Source organism: Streptosporangium sp. NBC_01639, from assembly GCF_045209755.1.
Lineage (GTDB): Bacteria > Actinomycetota > Actinomycetes > Streptosporangiales > Streptosporangiaceae > Streptosporangium.
This window is the reverse complement of the sequence record NZ_CP109272.1, coordinates 8,069,611-8,087,460: the sequence shown is the minus strand read 5'-3', so window position 1 is coordinate 8,087,460 and position 17,850 is coordinate 8,069,611. Positions and strand designations below refer to the sequence as shown.

Sequence of the window (17,850 nt, the reverse complement as noted above, 5' to 3'; positions counted from 1 at the left end):
TTGTCACTCCTGTACAGCCTGCCCGATCACAGCACCACCGCGCCACTCGTAACCCTTTTCGCGCCCCGGACGACCAGTGCGGACCGGCGACCGAGAGCTGTTCACCGACGGCGCGGAACATGTGGCCGGTACGGCGAGACCGTGGGGTCGCGGTCGATCCAGAAGCGCCAGGGGGTCTCCTGTCCCGATGAGACCCCGGTGCGCGGCCCCGACCGGATCGTCTCGGTGCTGGGCGGATCGCCTTCCAGGACGCCGATGGGACCGGTCGGCCAGAGGTCCGACCCGTTGTGCTCCCGGGTGAAACCGAGTGCCACGGCCAGACGCGCGGGCCCGCGTGCGAGGTCACGGGCGGTGACGGTACGGCCGGCGCCCCCCGTCCGGCGGGCCAGTGCGACCTCCGCTCCGGAGACCACCTCACCGGCGCGCAGCAGCACACCTGACCCCACCCCTTCGGGGAGGCAGACGATGTTGGCGCAGAAGTGCATGCCGTACGTGAAGTAGACGTACAGATGCCCCGGGGGTCCGAACATCACCGCGTTACGCGGAGTCCGGCCCCGGTAGGTGTGGGAGGCGGGGTCGGCTCCCGGCGTGCCGTACGCCTCGACCTCGGTGAGGCGGACCGCGACCGGTCCATGCGCGATCACCCGTCCCAGCAGGTCGGGGGCGACCTCGTGACCTGGCCGGTCGAAGAACTCACGGGTCAGGGGCGCGGACCCGGCGGGCAGACATCCGCCGGATCCGTCTGCCCCCATCAGTTCCCGCTCGCCCAGGTGGCCTGGGCGTCGACGGTCTCGCGCAGCTCGGTGAGCTGGTCACGGACCCTGTCGGGGGCCGTGCCACCGTGCGCCTTGCGGGCCGCCAGCGCGCCCGGCACCGAGAGCACCTCGCGCGAGTCGGGGGTGAAGTGCGGCGAGACCTTGGCCAGCTCCTCGTCGGTGAGCTCTCCGAAGTCCTTGTCGTTGACCTGGCACCAGACCACCAGATGACCGACCGCCTCGTGTGCCTCGCGGAACGGGACGCCCCTGCGGACCAGCAGTTCGGCCAGGTCGGTGGCCAGCGCGAACCCGTCGGGAGCCGAAGCCTCCATTTTGGCGGTGTTGACGCGCATGGTGGCGACCAGGCCGGCCACGGCGGGGAGGACCAGCAGCAGGGTGTCGACGGAGTCGAACACCGGCTCCTTGTCCTCCTGCAGGTCACGGTTGTAGGTCAGCGGAAGGCCCTTGAGGGTCGTCAGCAACGACACGAGGTTGCCGATGAGACGGCCGCTCTTGCCTCGTGCGAGCTCGGCGACGTCCGGGTTCTTCTTCTGCGGCATGATCGACGAGCCGGTGGAGTAGGCGTCGTCCATCTCGATCCAGCGGAACTCCTGTGAGGCCCACAGGACGATCTCCTCGCCCAGCCGCGACAGGTGCATGCCGATCATGGCCGCGTCGAAGAGGAACTCTGCGGCGAAGTCACGGTCGGCGACCGCGTCCATCGAGTTGGGCGCGGCGGAGTCGAACCCGAGCTCCCTGGCCACGGCCTGCGGGTCCAGCGGCAGCGACGATCCGGCGAGCGCGCCGGAGCCGAGCGGGGACACGGCCGCCCGCCTGTCCCAGTCACGCAGCCGCTCGACGTCGCGGGCGAAGGCGTGCACGTGGGCCAGGAGCTGATGTCCGAAGGAGACCGGCTGGGCGTGTTGCAGGTGGGTCATACCGGGAGCGGCCGTCTCGGCGTGCTCCTCGGCCTGGCTCATCAGCGCGGTCTCCAGCTCGACGAGGCGGGAGACGATGTGCCTGACATGATCGCGGAGATAGAGCCGGAGGTCGGTGGCCACCTGGTCGTTACGGCTGCGACCGGCGCGGAGCTTGCCACCGAGCGTGCCCAGTCGCTCCAGAAGTCCGCGCTCCAGCGCGGTGTGGACGTCCTCGTCGGCCACGGTCGGCCGGAACTCACCGGCCTTGCAGGCCCGATCGAGGTCGTCCAGGGCGGCGATCATCCGCCCCAGCTCCTCCTCGGTGAGCAGCCCGGCGCGGTGCAGCACCCGGGCGTGCGCGCGTGAGGCCAGCAGATCGTACGGCACGAGCCGCCAGTCGAAGTGCACACTTACCGAGAGCCTGGTCAGCGCATCGGCCGGCCCTCCCTCGAACCGGCCGCCCCACAGCCGCATCGGCTTACCACCATCAGTCACCGTTGTTCTCCCTCCCAGTTCAATCCGCGACCATAGCTCAATCAGACCAGTCGGGCGTCCCGGGCGGCCGCGATCTTCGAAGGCAGGCTCCACAGTTCGACGAAACCCTTGGCGAGTGACTGGTCGAAGGTGTCGCCGGTGTCGTAGGTGGCGAGGTTGAAGTCGTACAGCGACGCTTCGGAGCGGCGGCCGGTGACCGTGGCCCTGCCGCCGTGCAGGGTCATCCGGATCTCGCCGGTGACGTGCTGCTGGGCCTCGGCGACGAAGACGTCCAGGGCCTTCTTCAGCGGTGAGAACCAGAGGCCGTCGTAGACGAGCTCGCCCCAGCGCTGGTCCACCGACCGCTTGAACCGGGCGAGGTCCCGCTCGACCGTGACGTTCTCCAGCTCCATGTGGGCGGTGATCAGTGCGACGGCGCCGGGCGCCTCGTAGACCTCGCGGGACTTGATGCCGACGAGCCGGTCCTCGACCATGTCGAGGCGGCCCACGCCCTGGGCGCCGGCGCGCCGGTTCAGCTCGGAGATGATCTGGAACGGGGTCAGGTGCCGCCCGTCCAGCGCCACCGGGACGCCCTTGACGAAGCTGATGATGACCTCGTCGGCCTCACGCGGCTGGGCCGGGTCGGCGGTGTAGGAGTAGACGTCCTCGCTGGGAGCGTTCCAGATGTCCTCCAGGAAACCGGTCTCGACGGCCCGGCCCCAGATGTTCTGGTCGATCGAGAAGGGGTTCTTCTTGGTGGTCTCGATCGGCAGGCTCTTCTCCTCGGCGTAGGCGATCGCCTTGTCCCGGGTCCACGCGTAGTCGCGGGCGGGGGCGATGACCTTGAGCTCGGGGTGGAGCGCGGCCAGGCCGGCCTCGAACCGGACCTGGTCGTTGCCCTTGCCGGTGCAGCCGTGCGAGACGTGCGTGCCGCCGAACTCCTTGGCCGCGGCGGCCAGGTGCTTGACGATCAGGGGTCGCGACAGTGCGGAGACCAGCGGGTAGCGGTCCATGTAGAGGGCGTTGGCCTGCATGGCGGGCACGCAGAAGTCGGCGGCGAACTCCTCGCGGGCGTCCACGACGACGGACTCGACGGCGCCGCAGTCGATGGCCCGCTTCCGGATGATCTCCATGTCCTCACCGCCCTGGCCGACGTCGACGGCCACCGCGATGACCTCGGCGCCGGTTTTCTCGGCGAGGAAGGGAATGGCGACAGAGGTGTCGAGGCCGCCGGAGAAGGCGAGTACGACTCGATCAGTCATGATCAATTTCTCCAAAGTCTTTTTCGTCACAGGCGTGGACGGAACTGGGACGGCCCGCCGGAGCGGGCTAGATACGTCGGTCCGCGTGCCGGAGCAGAGCTTCGGCGACCGCCTCCCCGCCCGTCGGATCCCTGCTGATGACGAGGATCGTGTCGTCTCCCGCCACGGTGCCGAGGATGGACTCCCAGTCGGCGTGGTCGATGGCGGAGGCGAGGAACTGGGCGGCGCCCGGCGGCGTGCGGACGATCACCAGGTTGGCCGACGCCTCGGCGGAGACGAGCAGTTCCTCGGCGAGCCTGCCCAACCGCGCGGCCGGCGACTCGCCACCGCCGAGGCGGGTCAGCGGGATCCGGCCACCGCCCTCGCCCGGCAGGGCGTACACCAGCGAGCCGTCCTCCGCGCGCAGCTTGAGCGCGCCGAGTTCGTCCAGGTCCCTGGAGAGGGTGGCCTGGGTGACGTCCACCCCGCTCTCCAGCAGGAGCCTGGCGAGTTCGGGCTGGGAGCGGATCGGCTGCCGCTGGAGGAGGTCGGTGATCCGCGCCTGGCGGGCGACCTTGGTCATGGGAATCATCAGGTGGCCTCTGCTGCGGGCCTCACGACAAGCGTGTCATATCCACCGGTACCCGCTGCGCGCCGGGGCGCCGAGACCAGCCAGTGCAGCAGGGCTTTCTGCGCGTGCAGCCGGTTCTCGGCCTGGTCCCACACCAGGCTCTGCGGCCCGTCGAGGACGTCGGCGGATATCTCCAGGCCGCGGTAGGCGGGCAGGCAGTGCAGCACGATCGCGCCGGGGGCCGCCCGGCTCATCAGCTCGGCGTCGACCTGGAAGGAGGTCAGGTCGGCGATCCGCTGCTCCTTGCCGTCCTGGCCCATCGAGACCCAGGTGTCGGTGGCGATCACGTCCGCGTCGGCGGCGGCCGTGCCCGCGTCGGCCAGTACGGTCACCGATCCGCCGGTCTGCGCGGCGATCTCGCCGGCCCGCCGCAGGATCTCCGGATCGGGCCGGTATCCGGCCGGGGCGCCGATCCGCACGTGCATACCGGCGACGGCTCCGCCGAGCAGGTAGGAGTGGGCCATGTTGTTGGCACCGTCTCCGAGGTAGGCCAGGGTGACGCCCTCGACCTTGCCGAAGTGCTCCCTGACGGTCTGCAGGTCGGCGAGGATCTGGCAGGGATGGAACGCGTCGGTGAGCGCGTTCACCACCGGTACGGAGGATGCGGAGGCCATGGCCTCGATCCTCTCCTGGCCCGAGGTCCGCCACACGATGGCGCCGACCTGGCGCTCCAGGACTCGGGCGGTGTCCTCGATGGACTCGCCCCGGCCCATCTGCGATGATCCGGCGTCGATGACCAGGGGCAGGCCGCCGAGCTCACCGACCCCGGCGGAGAAGGAGATCCGGGTCCGGGTGGACGGCTTGTCGAAGATCAGGGCGACGGTCTGCGGACCGTCGAAGGGCCGGTAGCCGTAGCGGTCCTTCTTCATGGCCTCCGCCAGGTCGAGCACCTCGGCCTGCTCGGCCGGCGACAGGTCGTCGTCCCGGAGGAAGTGCCTCGTCTGCGGCTGGTCCACGCGGTTGTCAGTCATTGGCGGCCTCGTCAAGGATGGCGGGAAGCGCGGCCACGAAGGTGGCGAGCTGCTCGGAGGTGGTTACCAGCGGGGGGGCGAGCCGTACGGCGGCGGGCTGCAGGGCGTTGACCAGGAAACCGGCCCGCTGCGCCGCCGCCTGGACCCGCGCGGAACGGTCGCCGGTCAGCACGAGGGCCAGCCACAGGCCCCGGCCGCGGACGCCGGCCAGCAGCGGGTGGTCGATCGCGGCGATGCTCTCGGCGAACCGGGCACCGGCGGTCCGGACGTGTTCCAGCAGGCCGTCCTTCTCGATCGTGTCGAGTACGGCGAGCGCGGCGGCGGCCGAGACGGGGTTGCCGCCGAAGGTGGAGCCGTGGTCGCCCTTGGCGAAGATCGTTCCGGCCGGGCCGAAGCCGATGCAGGCGCCGATCGGCATGCCGCCGCCGAGTCCCTTGGCGAGGGTCAGCACATCGGGTACGACCTCCTCGTGCTGGTGGGCGAACCAGTGACCGGTACGGCCGATCGCGGACTGGATCTCGTCGGCGACCAGCAGTGCGCCGGTGGCGTCGCAGATCTCTCTGGCGGCCGTGAAGTAGCCGTCGGGTGGGGGGACGACGCCGGCCTCCCCCTGGGTGGGCTCCAGGAAGACCGCGGCACAGTCTTCGGTGACGGCGTTCTTCAGCGCGTCGGCGTCGCCGTATGGGACGAACCGGACGTCCACCGGGAACGGGCCGAACTGGTCGCGGATCGACGGCTTTCCGGTCAGCGAGAGCGCTCCGAGGGTCCGGCCGTGGAAGGCGTTCTCGGCGGCCACGACGTAGCCGCGGCCGTTCGTCTTGCCGTACTTGATGGCGATCTTGAGTGCGGCTTCGTTGGCCTCGGTGCCCGAGTTGGTGAAGAACACCCTGGCCGGAGCGCTGAGCAGGCCGAGCAGTCGTTCGGCGAGCAGCACCTCCGGCTCGTGCAGGAACAGGTTGCTGGTGTGCGCGAGCGTGGCGACCTGGCGGGAGACGGCCTCCACCAGCGCCGGGTGGGCGTGGCCGAGGGAGCTGACGGCGATGCCGCCGATCAGGTCGAGATACTCCCGGCCGTCGACGTCCCAGATCTTCGCGCCCTCACCGCGCGCCAGCGCCACCGGGGGCACGCCGTAGGTGGGCATGAGGGCGGCCTCGAAGCGCTCGCTGAGAGCCTCGGAGGCGGGTCGATCGGACATCACTTGTCGCTCCCGTTCAGCTTGATGGTGGCGGTCAGCCGCCGGTTGACCAGGTACGGTACAGCCGGCGCTGCTGCGGCGTCCGGCAGCACCATGGTTCCGACGCCCTCATCGGTGAAGATCTCCAGCAGCACCGAGTGGGGCACCCTGCCGTCGAGCACGTGGGCCTGGGGCACACCGCCCTGGACCGCGGTCAGGCAGGCCTCCATCTTGGGCACCATGCCGCTGGACAGGCCGGGCAGGAGCTTGTCCAGCTCCGTGGCGGACAGTTGCCTGATGACCTGGTTGCCGTCGTCTCCGGCGCCGGGGCGCCAGTCGCGGTAGAGACCCTCGACATCGGTGAGGACGATCAGCTTGGACGCCTGGAGCGCCACGGCCAGGGCGGCGGCGGCGGTGTCGGCGTTGACGTTGTAGACGGTGCCGTCCTCGCTGCGCGCGATCGAGGAGATCACCGGGATCCGCCCGTCGTCCAGGAGCGCCTGCACGGCCCCGGCCTCGACGTTGACGATGTCACCGACCTGGCCGATGTCGACCTGGGCACCGTCGACGACGGCGTGCTTGCGGACCGCGGTGAACAGGTGCGCGTCCTCGCCCGACATGCCGATCGCGAACGGCCCGTGCCGGTTGATCAGGCCGACCACGTCCCGGTTGACCTGGCCGACCAGCACCATCCTGACGACCTGCATGGCCTCGGGGGTGGTGACCCGGAGCCCGGCGGTGAAGGTGGACTCGATGCCGAGCCGGTCGAGCTGGGCGTTGATCTGCGGGCCGCCGCCGTGCACGATCACCGGCTTGAGCCCGGCGTAGCGCAGGAAGACGATGTCGGCGGCGAACTTCTCCCGCAGGTGCTCCTCGGTCATCGCGTTGCCGCCGTATTTGACGACGACGGTCGCGCCGTTGAACCGGGCGAGCCAGGGCAGCGCCTCGATCAGCGTGTGCGCCTTGGCCAGTGCCGCGTCCGTTCCCGTGTCGGTTCCCGTATCGGGGCTCATGAGGCGTACGCCGAGTTCTCGTGGACGTAGGCCGCGGTGAGGTCCGTGGTGTGGATGGTCGCCGAGTGCGGACCGGCCGACAGATCGATGGTGATCGTCACGTCGCGGGGACGCAGGTCCACCTTGGACCGGTCGTCTCCGACGGCACCGCCCCGGCAGATCCAGATGCCGTTGATGGCCACGTTGAGCCGGTCGGCCTCGAAGACGGCGTCGGTGGTGCCGACCGCCGACAGCACCCGGCCCCAGTTGGGGTCCTCGCCGTGGATGGCGCACTTGAGGAGGTTCGAACGAGAGACGGTACGGCCGACCAGGACCGCGTCCTGCTCGGAGGCGGCGCCGACCACCTCGATGGCGATCGCCTTGGTGGCACCCTCGGCGTCCACCAGAAGCTGGCGGGCGAGGTCGGCGCAGACGACGCGGACCACCTGCTCGAACTCGTCGAGGTCCGGGGTGACGCCGGAGGCGCCGCTGGCCAGCAACAGGACGGTGTCGTTGGTGGACATGCAGCCGTCGGCGTCGAGCCGGTCGAAGGTGACGGAGGTCGCCTTGCGGAGCACCGTGTCGAGCTGATCCGCGGGCACGTCGGCGTCGGTGGTGATCACGCAGAGCATGGTGGCCAGGCCGGGAGCGAGCATGCCCGCGCCCTTGGCCATGCCGCCGACCATGTAGCCGCCCTCCCCTCGCCTGAAGGAGATCTTGGAGACGGTGTCGGTGGTGCGGATGGCGTCGGCGGCGGCCAGGCCGCCGTCCCTGCTGATCTGGGAGACGGCGAGGTCCACCCCGCCCAGCAGCGCGTCCATCGGCAGCCGCTCACCGATCAGGCCGGTGGAGCAGACGGCGATCTCGCCCGCCGAGTCGTTCAGCGCCTCGGCGACCTTCTCCGCGGTGGCGTGGGTGTCCTGGAATCCGAGCGGGCCGGTGCAGGCGTTGGCACCGCCGGAGTTGAGGACGACCGCGTGCACCCGGCCTCCGGCCAGCACCTGCTCCGACCAGAGCACCGGCGCGGCTCTGACGCGGTTGACCGTGAAGACACCGGCCGCGGCGCGCGACGGGCCGTCGTTGACGACAAGCGCCAGGTCGCGGGCGTCACCGGACTTGATTCCGGCGGAGACTCCCGCTGCCCGGAAGCCGAGGGGGGCGGTTACGCTCATGGGGCAACTCCAGTGAGAGGAAGGCCGAGCTCTTCTGGCAGGCCGAGGGCGAGGTTGGCGCTCTGGATCGCGCCGCCCGCGGTGCCCTTGGTCAGATTGTCGATGGCGATGACGACGACGACGCGTCCGGTGCGCTCGTCGAGGGCGACCTGGAGGGCAGCGGTGTTGGCGCCCAGGGTCATCGATGTCGCGGGCCAGACCCCCTCCGGCAGCAACCGCAGGAACGGCTCGTCCTTGGTCGCGGTCTCGTAGGTCTCGCGCAGCGTCTGCGCGGTGGTCCCGGGTCTGGCCGGCGCCGTACAGGTGGCGAGGATGCCGCGGCTCATCGGGGCCAGCATCGGGGTGAAGGAGACCTTCACCGGCTCACCTGCCAGCGGGGAGAGGTTCTGTTCCATTTCGGGAATATGCCGGTGGACGCCGCCGACGCCGTAGGCGCTGACCGAGCCCATCACCTCGCTGCCCAGCAGGTTCGGCTTGAGGGACTTGCCCGCCCCGCTGGTCCCGGTGGCGGCGACCACGACCACGTCGGGTCCGGCGAGGCCGGCGGCGAAGGCGGGGAACAGCGCCAGGGTGACGGCTGTCGGATAGCACCCGGGAACGGCGATCCTCCTGGTCGCGCGGAGCCGGTCGCGCTGGCCGGGCAGTTCGGGCAGCCCGTACGGCCACACGCCCGCGTGGGCGCCGCCGTAGAAGTGCTCCCACTCGCCGGGGTCGGCGAGCCGGAAGTCGGCACCGCAGTCGACGACAAGGGTGTTCTCACCGAGCTGCCCGGCGATGGCCGCGGACTGGCCGTGCGGGAGAGCGAGGAAGACGAGATCGTGGCCCGCGAGGGTGTCGGCCGTGGTGTCCCGCAGGATCCGGTCGGCCAGCGGAGCCAGGTGGGGCTGGTGCGCGCCGAGAGGAGAACCGGCGTTGGAGCCCGCGGTCAGCACGCCGATCTCGATCTCGGGGTGGGAGAGTAGCAGACGTAGTAACTCGCCTCCGGCATAGCCACTGGCACCGGCGATCGCCGCTTTCATCCATCCCCCACTGCATAATCATGCACTCTTGCTCATGAGCTTACTAGATAGATTATGCAACTTTCAGGATGGTCATGCAAGTGACGGGTGGGATCTTCGCCACTCCCCTCGGGGTAAAACAACCCAAAAGTTCATTTATAGCCATGTTTCGCTACAGACGATCATTCGCAGGAAAGCGAGGCAAATGTTTCGCCACTGTTGCACGTACCTACCGGTCGGTATCGTGGAATTTCCGGTCCCTTCGCCCCCGGGAGTACGAACCCATGACCGTCACCCACGACCAGGTCCAGGCCCAGCTGACCGCACCGGGCCAGCTTTTCGAGTTGGAGGAGGTCGCCGGTCACGGCGGCTCAGTCAGGACCTGGAAGCACGCGCCCGTCCACTTCCGCGCCCTGCTGGAGATGAGCAGGTTCCACGGAGAGGCGGTCTTCCTCACCTACGAGGACCAGCACATCACCTACGAGGAGCACTTCCGCAGGGCGGCCACGCTGGCGCGGCGCCTGGTTGAGGAGTACGGGGTGGTCAAGGGCGACCGGGTGGCCATCGCCATGCGCAACTATCCCGAGTGGGTGATCGCCTTCTCCGCCACACTGGCGGCGGGGGCGATAGCCGTACCGCTCAACGCCTGGTGGACCGCGCAGGAGCTGGAGTTCGGACTGTCGGACTCCGGGGCCAAGGTGCTGATCGCCGACGGCGAGCGCGCCGCCAAGCTCGCCGGCCAGGTGGCGTCACTGATCGTGACCCGGGGTGAGGTGCCCGCGGGCGCGCGCTCGTTCGACGACGTGCTGGGCCGGATCGAGGCCGACGTGACGCTGCCGCCGATGGACCTCTCCCCCGAGGACCCCGCCACGATCTTCTACACCTCGGGCACGACCGGCCGTCCCAAGGGGGCGCTCGGCAGCCACCGCAACCTCGGTCAGTCCCCCATGACCGTGGCCTACGGGCTGCTGCGCACCGTGGTCCGGGCGGGCAAGGACCCGGCGGAATCGGCCGGACAGCGCCGCGTCACCCTGCTGACCGTGCCGCTCTTCCACGTCACCGGCTGCTTCGCGGTCATGACCACCACCATGTTCACCGGCGGCGCTCTGGTGCTGATGTACAAGTGGGACGCGGGCCGCGCGCTGGAGCTGATCGAGCGCGAGAAGATCACCACGTTCAGCGGCGTACCCACGAACGTGTGGCAGTTGCTGTCCCACCCCGATCTGGGCAAGTTCGACGTCTCCAGCCTCAACTCCCTCGGGTACGGCGGCGCCCCGGCCCCGCCGAAGCTGCTGGAACGCATCACCGAGCAACTGCCCGCCCGCGCCACCTCCAACGGATACGGCATGACGGAGACCACCGCGCTCACCATCAACAACGCCGGCGCGGACTACCTGGCCAAGCCCGACAGCATCGGCCTGCCGATGCCCGTGGTCGAGGTGAAGATCGCCGACCCGCTCGGCGGTGAGCTGCCGGTCGGCGAGGTCGGCGAGCTCTGCCTGCGCGGCCCGAACGTCATCCTCGGTTACTGGAACCGTCCCGAGGCCACCGCCGAGACCTTCGTCGGCGGCTGGCTGCACACCGGCGACCTGGCACGGGTGGACGAGGAGGGGTTCGTGTTCATCGTCGACCGGGCCAAGGACATGGTCATCCGCGGCGGCGAGAACGTCTACTGCGCCGAGGTGGAGGCCGCGCTGTTCGAGCACCCCGCGGTGGAGGATGTCGCGGTGATCGGCATCCCGCACGACGAACTGGGCGAGGAGGTCGGCGCGGTGGTACGGCTGGTCTCCCCGGCGAGCACCGAGGAGTTGCAGGCCTTCCTGCGTGAGCGGATCGCGGCGTTCAAGGTCCCGGTCCGGTTCTGGATCCGCGAGGCCGAGCTCCCCCGCAACCCCGGCGGCAAGATCCTCAAGACTCATCTCCGCAGAGAGGTCCTGGGCTCCTGACACCGCCCGGCGGCGACCCGCGCGAACACGGTCTGCCCGGACGCGGGTCACCGCCGGAACCCGAGGTCCGTGCCCGGCACCTCCGATCGATCGCTCAGCACGCCGAGCCGACGCCACGACGGCGGGCGGCTCCCCTCACCAGCGTTCGCGCCAGCCGTCGTGCTCCTCCGCCAGCGTCTCCAGGCGCGCCAGGTGATCGGACCGCAGCACACCACCGGGATCCTCGACCACCACGACCCACTGGGCGTCCTCGGCGTCGTCCTCACCCGCCAGGGCCTCTCGCACGACGGCCGGCACGCCGATCCGCGGAAACTCCTCGGCCACGGTCTCCGCGACCTCCTCGGCGTCGTCGCGCTCGGCGAACACGAGCAGGTGCCTCATCGTCCCTCCCGAATCGAAAGCCCGGACCGAGAGAAGGGCCCCGACGGCATGCGGCCGTCGAGGCCCTCCTATGCGGATCAGACGCCGCGGAGTTGCGCTCCGGTGCGCTCACCGGCGAGTGCCACGGCCGCGTCGCGCGCCGCGGTGATCTCCTCGGCGGTCAGCGTCCGGTCCGGCGCGCGGAACCGCAGGGTGTAGGCCAGGGATCGGCTGCCCGCACCGACCTGTTCGCCGGTGTAGACGTCGAACAGCCGGACCGACTCCAGCAGGTCACCGGCCCCCTCGCGCAGCGCCCTCGCCACCTCGGACACCGCGATGGCGGCGTCGACGACGAGCGCGACGTCCTGCGTGGCCACCGGGTAGGCGGAGATCGCGGGAGCCTGCGCCGGACCGGTCATCAGCGGCTCCAGCCTCGTCAGCTCCAGCTCCATCGCGCTGGTGCGCGGCGGCAGGCCGTATGCCTCGATGACACGCGGGTGCAGCTCACCGGCGTGGCCGACGAGCACACCCCCGGCGTACAGCGCGGCGCAGCGGCCCGGATGCCAGGGCTCGTGCCGGTCGGCGCGCACGTCGAGGGCGATCCCGGCCTCGCGAGCCACGGTGCGGGCCGCCTCGACGGCGTCCGCCCAGCCGGCCGTACGGCCCCTGCCCCACCAACCGGACCGCTCGAACTCCCCGGCGAGCACGGCTCCCACCCGCAGCGGCTGGGCGGGCAGCGCGGCCTCGATCGAGGCGAGCTCCTCCTCGCTCGGCCTGCGGTCCACACCGAGCACCGGCGCGGTCGCGGGCGCACCGTCGGACGGCCGGTAGACCAGCCCCGTCTCGAACAGCGCCACGTCGCCGAAGCCCCTGCCCACGTTGCGCACCAGGGTCTTGAGCAGTCCCGGCAGCAGCGTGGTCCGCATCAGCGGCTCGTCCTCGCTGAGCGGGTTGGCGAGCCGTACGGCCCGGCGGCGCGCGTCGCCCGCGGGCAGCTGCAGGTTGTCGAAGTCACGCTCCCCGTTGAACGGGTAGGTCAGGACCTCGACGTAGCCGGAGGCCGCCAGCGCCCGGCCCACCCGGCGGCGCAGCCGCTGGCCCTCGCTGAGACCGGCACCCGCCGGAGCGGCCGGCAGGATCGAGGGCAGGTTCTCGTAGCCTTCGAGCCGGATGACCTCCTCGGCGAGGTCGTTCGGATCGGTCAGGTCTGGCCGCCACGAGGGCGGGGTGACCGTCAGCATGTCATCGCCGGTGACCGCGAGCTTGGCGGCGATCTCGTCGGCGGGGGCGACCGTGCCGGCGACGACCGTGCAGCCGACCTGCTCCAGGCGGCGGATCACCGTCTCCCGGTCGTAGCCGGTCCCGGCGACCCTGGCGGGATGGCCGCTCGGGATGGAGATGCGGACCGGCTCGACCTCGACCTCGGCGTGGGTCACACCCGGCTGGATCGTGCCGCCGCCGAGCTCGGCCAGCAGCTGGGCCGCACGCCAGGACGCATACAGCGGCAGCTCCCGGTCCACGCCCCGCTCGAAGCGCTTGGACGCCTCGCTGACCAGGTTGTGGCGGCGGGACTCCCGCGCGATGCCGCTGGCGGAGAAGTGCGCGGCCTCGATCACGATGTCGGTGGAGGTCTCGGAGATCTCGGTGTGCAGACCGCCCATGGTCCCGGCCATCGAGATCGCGCCCGACCCGTCGGTGATCAGGATGTCTTCCGGGTCGAGCGTGCGGACGACGTGGTCGAGCGTCTCCAGGGTCTCGCCCGGCTCGGCCCGGCGCACGACGATCTCGCCGGTCAGCTTCGCCGCGTCGAAGGCGTGCAGGGGCTGACCCAGCTCCAGCATCACGTAGTTGGTGACGTCGACGGCGAGCGAGACGGGCCGCACACCGGCGCGCGTGAGCCGGGTCCGCATCCACAGCGGGCTGGACGCGGACGGGTCGAAGCCCTGGACCTCGCGCAGCACGAAGCCGTCACAGGCTGTCGGGTCGGCGATGGAGGCCGGGTAGGACGGGCCGGCCTCGGCGGGCGGGGAGACGTCGGCCGGATCGAGGAACGCCGAGCCGAAGGCGGTGGCGGCCTCGCGGGCCACGCCGCGGATCGACAGCGCGTAGCCGATGTCCGGGGTGATCTCCATCTCGATCACGTCATCGCGCAGGCCGAGCAGCTCGACCACGTCGGCTCCGATCGGCGTGCCCTCCGACAGCACCATGATGCCCTCGTGCAGGTCGCTCAGGCCGAGCTCGCGCTCCGAGCAGATCATGCCCTCGGACATCCGTCCGTAGGTCTTGCGGGCGCCGACCTCGAACCCGCCGGGCAGCACGCCACCGGGCAGCACGACCGGCACCCGGTCGCCGACGGCGAAGTTGGTGGCGCCGCAGACGATCTCACGCGGCGCGGCCTCCCCCACCTCGACCTGGCAGTGCCGGATGGGCTTCTTGAAGCCCTGCAGCTCCTCGATGGCGAGCACCTCGCCGACGACCACGTTCTTGACGTCGTGACCGTAGGAGGTGATGGCCTCCAGCTTGAGCCCGGCGGCGGTGAGTCTGTCGGCGATCTCGTGAGCGGTGACAGCGGGGAGGTCGACGTACTCCCGCAGCCAGGAAAGCGGGGCCTTCATCAGATCTCCATTCCGAACGGGAGCGTGAAGCGGACGTCTCCCTCGACCATGTCGCGCATGTCCTCGACGTTGTGGCGGAACATCAGCGTGCGCTCGATGCCCATGCCGAAGGCGAAGCCGCTGTAGCGGCCGGGGTCGACACCGCAGGCGATGAGCACCCGCGGGTTGACCATGCCGCAGCCGCCCCACTCGATCCAGCCCTCCGACTTGCAGGTGCGGCAGGGCGGGTTGCCGGCCACCGCGGAGGCGCCGCGGCAGACGAAGCACTTCAGGTCCATCTCGGCGGACGGTTCGGTGAACGGGAAGTAGTTCGGCCGGAACCTGGTGGTGATTCCCTCACCGAACATGACCTGGGCGAAACGGTCCAGGGTGCCCTTGAGGTGGGCCATGGTCAGGCCCTCGTCAATGGCGAGCCCCTCGACCTGGTGGAAGACCGGGGTGTGGGTGGCGTCGAGCTCGTCGGTGCGGAACACCTTGCCGGGCGAGATCACGTAGACCGGGAGCCTGCGGCTGAGCAGTGCCCGGATCTGCACCGGTGAGGTCTGCGTGCGCAGCACCTTGCCGGACTCGACCGACTCCACGAAGAAGGTGTCGTGTTCCGAGCGGGCCGGATGGTCGGGCGAGATGTTCAGTGCGTCGAAGTTGAACCACTCGCCTTCCAGCTCGGGTCCCTCGGCCACCTCGTAGCCCATCGCGACGAACGCGTCGGCGATCCGCTCCTGCATGGTGGTCAGGGGATGCCGGGCACCACGCGGGGCGCGGTCGGCGGGCAGCGTGACGTCGACGGTCTCCTCGACGAGGACCCGCTCGTCCCGCTCGGTCTCCAACTGGGCCTGGCGCTCGGCGAGAGCGTCGGCGACGGCCTTGCGGGCGCCGCCGATCCGCTTGCCCGCCTCGGCGCGGGCCGCCGGAGGCAGTGCGCCGATCTCGCGGTTGGCCAGGGCGATCGGTGAGCGGTCACCGGCGTGTGCGAGCCGTACCTGCTTGAGTTCGTCGAGGTCGCACGCCGCCTTGACGGCGTCGAGCGCGTCAGCCTGCATGCGCGCCATCTCATCGGCGTGCAGCGGGGTCACCTCAACCGGGTCGTAGTTAGACAAGAGAGCTCCGAATCCAGGGCTTGAGCGGCAATGAGTCTAGTCGGGGAAGCCCACCGGGCTTGAATCCGCGCTCAGGCGAAGTCAGGGGTGCCGGTAGGCACCATAAATCGGAACTCGGCTCCGCCCTCGGGCCCCCGCTGCACGGAGATGGTGCCACCGTGGGCCTCGATCAGGCCCTTGACGATGAACAGGCCGAGGCCGGTGCCGCCGCGACGACGGGCGTTGCCCCGCCAGAACTGCCGGAACACGCGCGTGGCCAGCTCGGGCGGGATGCCCTCTCCCTGGTCACGGACGGACACGGTCACTCCCCACTCGTTCGGCTCGATGGCTACTGTCACCGTACCGCGCCCGTGACGCACCGCGTTTTCCATCAGGTTGGCCAGCACCTGGTCGATCTTGTCCTGGTCCAGCCACGTCTCGGGCAGCTCACCGCGGACCTCCAGCCGGAAGCGGTCCTCCGGCTCTCCCGCCGCGACGCGCCCAGCGATGATCTTCCGGGCTCTGGCCGGGAGGTCGACCACCTGGCGGTGGATCTCCAGCCGCCCGGACTCGATGCGGGACACGTCGAGCAGTTCGGTGATCAGCCGGGTCACCCGGTCGGCGTCGGCGTTGACCGTCTCCAGCATGACGAGCTTCTGGTTGTCGGTGAACCGGGTCCATTTGGCCAGCAGCGTGGCGGTGAACCCCTTGACGCTGGTCAGCGGGGAGCGGAGCTCGTGGGCCACGGTGGAGACCAGGTCCGCGCGGCTGCGCTCCAGCCGGGCACGGGCACCGGCGTCACGCAGTGTGATCACCACCCGGACGACCTCACCGCCTCGCTCGGGCCTGCGCACCAGGCGGGCGGCCACGAGCATCTCCTGGCCGCCGGGGGTGCGCAGCGGAAGCTCGGGCTGGCGGGTGCGGGTGGGCAGCCCGCCGTAGGTGTCGAACCACTTCCACCAGTCGCGGCCGTCGTGGTCGCGGAAGGAGAACGCGTCGCGCAGGTGCCGTCCGACGGCCTGCTCGTGGGTGACCCCGGTAAGCCGGGCCGCGGCGCGGTTGACGGTCAGCACATGCCCGTCGCGATCGGTCATCACAAGGCCATCGGGAAGATCGTCGACGTCGATCACACAGGCGGAATCAGCGCTCCGTTCGTCGGTGTGTTCGCCGTGCACGACCCCGCCTCCTCGACGCTACAACGCCGACAATAGCGGGTTTCCCGGGTTCTACGGCAGCCTCGGAGCGGGGGTGGGGGAACCGGCCCGCTGAGATCGGGCAGATGCGTACAGACACACCGCGGCGGCGGTCGCGAGGTTGAGGCTCTCGGCCTGTCCGTAGATCGGCACCCGGACCACTTCGTCGGTCAGCCGCAGGATCTCCTCCGGCAGTCCCCACGCCTCGTTACCGAAGACCCACGCGGTCGGGCCGGACAGGTCCACGTCGTCCAGCGTCTGCTCACCCGCGCCATCGGCGGCGAGCACCCGCAGCCCCGCGTCCTTGAGCTTCTGCACGGCCTGGGCCACCGGAAGCCCCGTGGTGACCGGGAGATGGAAAAGACTGCCCGCGCTGGCCCGGACGCACTTGCCGTTGTAAGGGTCCACCGAGGCGTCGGTGAAGACGACGGCGTCGGCGCCGGCCGCGTCGGCGGTGCGCAGCACGGTCCCGGCGTTGCCCGGATCCCGGACATGGGCGAGCACGGCCACCAACCTGGCGTCGGCGGAGAGGGCGCTGTCCAGGGGCACATGGACGAACCTGCACACGGCGAGCAGTCCCTGCGGGGTCACGGTCTGGGCAAGCTCGGCCATGACCTCGCCGCTGGCGCGGTGAAAGGGCACTCCCGCGGCGACGGCGGCACTGACGATGTCGGCGTGCCGCAGCGCGGCCTCAGCCGTGGCGAACAGCTCCACCACCACGTCGTCCAGTGCCAGCGCCTCGCGGACCGCCTGCGGCCCTTCGGCGAGGAAGGACCGGTCACGGTCCCTGAAGGCCCGCTTGGTCAGCCGCCGGACGGCCTTGACCCTCGGGGACTTGATGTTGGTCAGCTCGGATCCCGCCATGCCTTTTCCCCCAAGAATGCGAATGCGGCCCACAGCGTGATCGCTGTGGGCCGCACACTCGTCAGTGCCGGATTCAGCCGGCGACCGGCGCGTTCACGTCGGCCGGGAGCGCCTTCTTGGCGGCCTCGACCAGCGTCGCGAACGTGGCGGCGTCATTGACCGCGAGGTCGGCGAGGATCTTGCGGTCGACCTCGATGGAGGCGAGCCGCAGACCCTGGATGAGCCGGTTGTACGTGATGCCGTTCTGGCGGGCAGCGGCATTGATGCGCTGGATCCAGAGACGACGGAAGGTGCCCTTGCGGTCCTTACGGTCGCGGTAGGCGTAGGTCATCGAGTGGAGCATCTGCTCCTTGGCCTTGCGGTACAGCCTGGACCGCTGGCCCCGGTAGCCCTTCGCCCGCTCAAGAACGACCTTGCGCTTCTTCTTGGCGTTGATCGCCCGCTTCACGCGTGCCATGTGTATCTATC

Annotated in this window: 16 protein-coding genes; 1 reads left to right on the top strand and 15 read right to left on the bottom strand. The window is 70.3% G+C overall.

Features of this window, described 5'->3' with window-relative positions:
• Nucleotides 1–101: 101 nt before the first annotated feature.
• The 9 genes from OHA77_RS36760 to argC all read right to left on the bottom strand — a co-directional run bounded on the left by OHA77_RS36760 (nucleotide 102) and on the right by argC (nucleotide 9,349).
• Nucleotides 102–752, bottom strand: a complete 651-nt coding sequence (locus tag OHA77_RS36760) for a DNA-3-methyladenine glycosylase (protein ID WP_406313820.1) — start codon at nucleotides 750–752, stop codon at nucleotides 102–104.
• A complete protein-coding gene (gene argH, locus OHA77_RS36755; RefSeq protein WP_326823599.1) occupies nucleotides 752–2,170 on the bottom strand; it encodes an argininosuccinate lyase in 1,419 nt (472 codons plus the stop codon). The genes OHA77_RS36760 and argH overlap by 1 nt, the downstream gene beginning before the upstream one ends.
• A gap of 41 nt (nucleotides 2,171–2,211) precedes the next feature.
• A complete protein-coding gene (locus tag OHA77_RS36750) occupies nucleotides 2,212–3,411 on the bottom strand; it encodes an argininosuccinate synthase (RefSeq protein WP_406313819.1) in 1,200 nt (399 codons plus the stop codon).
• 67 nt (nucleotides 3,412–3,478) lie between these two features.
• Nucleotides 3,479–3,982, bottom strand: coding sequence for an arginine repressor (locus OHA77_RS36745; RefSeq protein WP_326823601.1), 504 nt, complete (start codon nucleotides 3,980–3,982; stop codon nucleotides 3,479–3,481).
• The gene (gene argF, locus OHA77_RS36740) at nucleotides 3,982–4,992 is read right to left on the bottom strand and encodes an ornithine carbamoyltransferase (RefSeq protein ID WP_406313818.1); all 1,011 of its coding nucleotides are present in this window, start codon (nucleotides 4,990–4,992) and stop codon (nucleotides 3,982–3,984) included. The genes OHA77_RS36745 and argF overlap by 1 nt, the downstream gene beginning before the upstream one ends.
• Nucleotides 4,985–6,187 carry an acetylornithine transaminase gene (locus tag OHA77_RS36735; protein ID WP_406313817.1) on the bottom strand — a complete coding sequence of 401 codons (1,203 nt, stop codon included), beginning with the start codon at nucleotides 6,185–6,187 and terminating at the stop codon, nucleotides 4,985–4,987. Before OHA77_RS36735 ends, argF begins: the two co-directional genes overlap by 8 nt.
• Nucleotides 6,187–7,179, bottom strand: coding sequence for an acetylglutamate kinase (gene argB / locus OHA77_RS36730; protein WP_406313816.1), 993 nt, complete (start codon nucleotides 7,177–7,179; stop codon nucleotides 6,187–6,189). Before argB ends, OHA77_RS36735 begins: the two co-directional genes overlap by 1 nt.
• Nucleotides 7,176–8,330 carry a bifunctional glutamate N-acetyltransferase/amino-acid acetyltransferase ArgJ gene (gene argJ, locus OHA77_RS36725; RefSeq protein ID WP_326823605.1) on the bottom strand — a complete coding sequence of 385 codons (1,155 nt, stop codon included), beginning with the start codon at nucleotides 8,328–8,330 and terminating at the stop codon, nucleotides 7,176–7,178. The genes argB and argJ overlap by 4 nt, the downstream gene beginning before the upstream one ends.
• On the bottom strand, nucleotides 8,327–9,349 hold the full coding sequence (gene argC / locus OHA77_RS36720; protein ID WP_406313815.1) for an N-acetyl-gamma-glutamyl-phosphate reductase: 1,023 nt from the start codon (nucleotides 9,347–9,349) through the stop codon (nucleotides 8,327–8,329). The genes argJ and argC overlap by 4 nt, the downstream gene beginning before the upstream one ends.
• 263 nt (nucleotides 9,350–9,612) lie before the next feature.
• On the opposite strand from argC, the gene OHA77_RS36715 reads away from it, so the two are divergent.
• A complete protein-coding gene (locus tag OHA77_RS36715; protein WP_406313814.1) occupies nucleotides 9,613–11,274 on the top strand; it encodes a class I adenylate-forming enzyme family protein in 1,662 nt (553 codons plus the stop codon).
• Between the two features lie 135 nt (nucleotides 11,275–11,409).
• On the opposite strand, the gene OHA77_RS36710 is transcribed toward OHA77_RS36715, so the two are convergent.
• The 6 genes from OHA77_RS36710 to rplT all read right to left on the bottom strand — a co-directional run bounded on the left by OHA77_RS36710 (nucleotide 11,410) and on the right by rplT (nucleotide 17,839).
• Nucleotides 11,410–11,655 carry a hypothetical protein gene (locus OHA77_RS36710; RefSeq protein WP_326823608.1) on the bottom strand — a complete coding sequence of 82 codons (246 nt, stop codon included), beginning with the start codon at nucleotides 11,653–11,655 and terminating at the stop codon, nucleotides 11,410–11,412.
• Nucleotides 11,656–11,732: 77 nt separating this feature from the next.
• Nucleotides 11,733–14,249, bottom strand: a complete 2,517-nt coding sequence (gene pheT, locus OHA77_RS36705) for a phenylalanine--tRNA ligase subunit beta (RefSeq protein ID WP_406313813.1) — start codon at nucleotides 14,247–14,249, stop codon at nucleotides 11,733–11,735.
• Entirely contained in the window at nucleotides 14,249–15,298 is a 1,050-nt protein-coding gene (gene pheS, locus OHA77_RS36700) for a phenylalanine--tRNA ligase subunit alpha (RefSeq protein WP_406319934.1), read from the bottom strand. The genes pheT and pheS overlap by 1 nt, the downstream gene beginning before the upstream one ends.
• A gap of 119 nt (nucleotides 15,299–15,417) precedes the next feature.
• Complete coding sequence (locus OHA77_RS36695; RefSeq protein WP_406313812.1) at nucleotides 15,418–16,500, bottom strand: ATP-binding protein; 1,083 nt, start codon at nucleotides 16,498–16,500, stop codon at nucleotides 15,418–15,420.
• A gap of 51 nt (nucleotides 16,501–16,551) precedes the next feature.
• Entirely contained in the window at nucleotides 16,552–17,382 is an 831-nt protein-coding gene (locus tag OHA77_RS36690; protein ID WP_406313811.1) for a TrmH family RNA methyltransferase, read from the bottom strand.
• Nucleotides 17,383–17,455: 73 nt separating this feature from the next.
• Entirely contained in the window at nucleotides 17,456–17,839 is a 384-nt protein-coding gene (rplT, locus tag OHA77_RS36685) for a 50S ribosomal protein L20 (protein ID WP_012892552.1), read from the bottom strand.
• Between the last annotated feature and the right edge of the window lie 11 nt (nucleotides 17,840–17,850).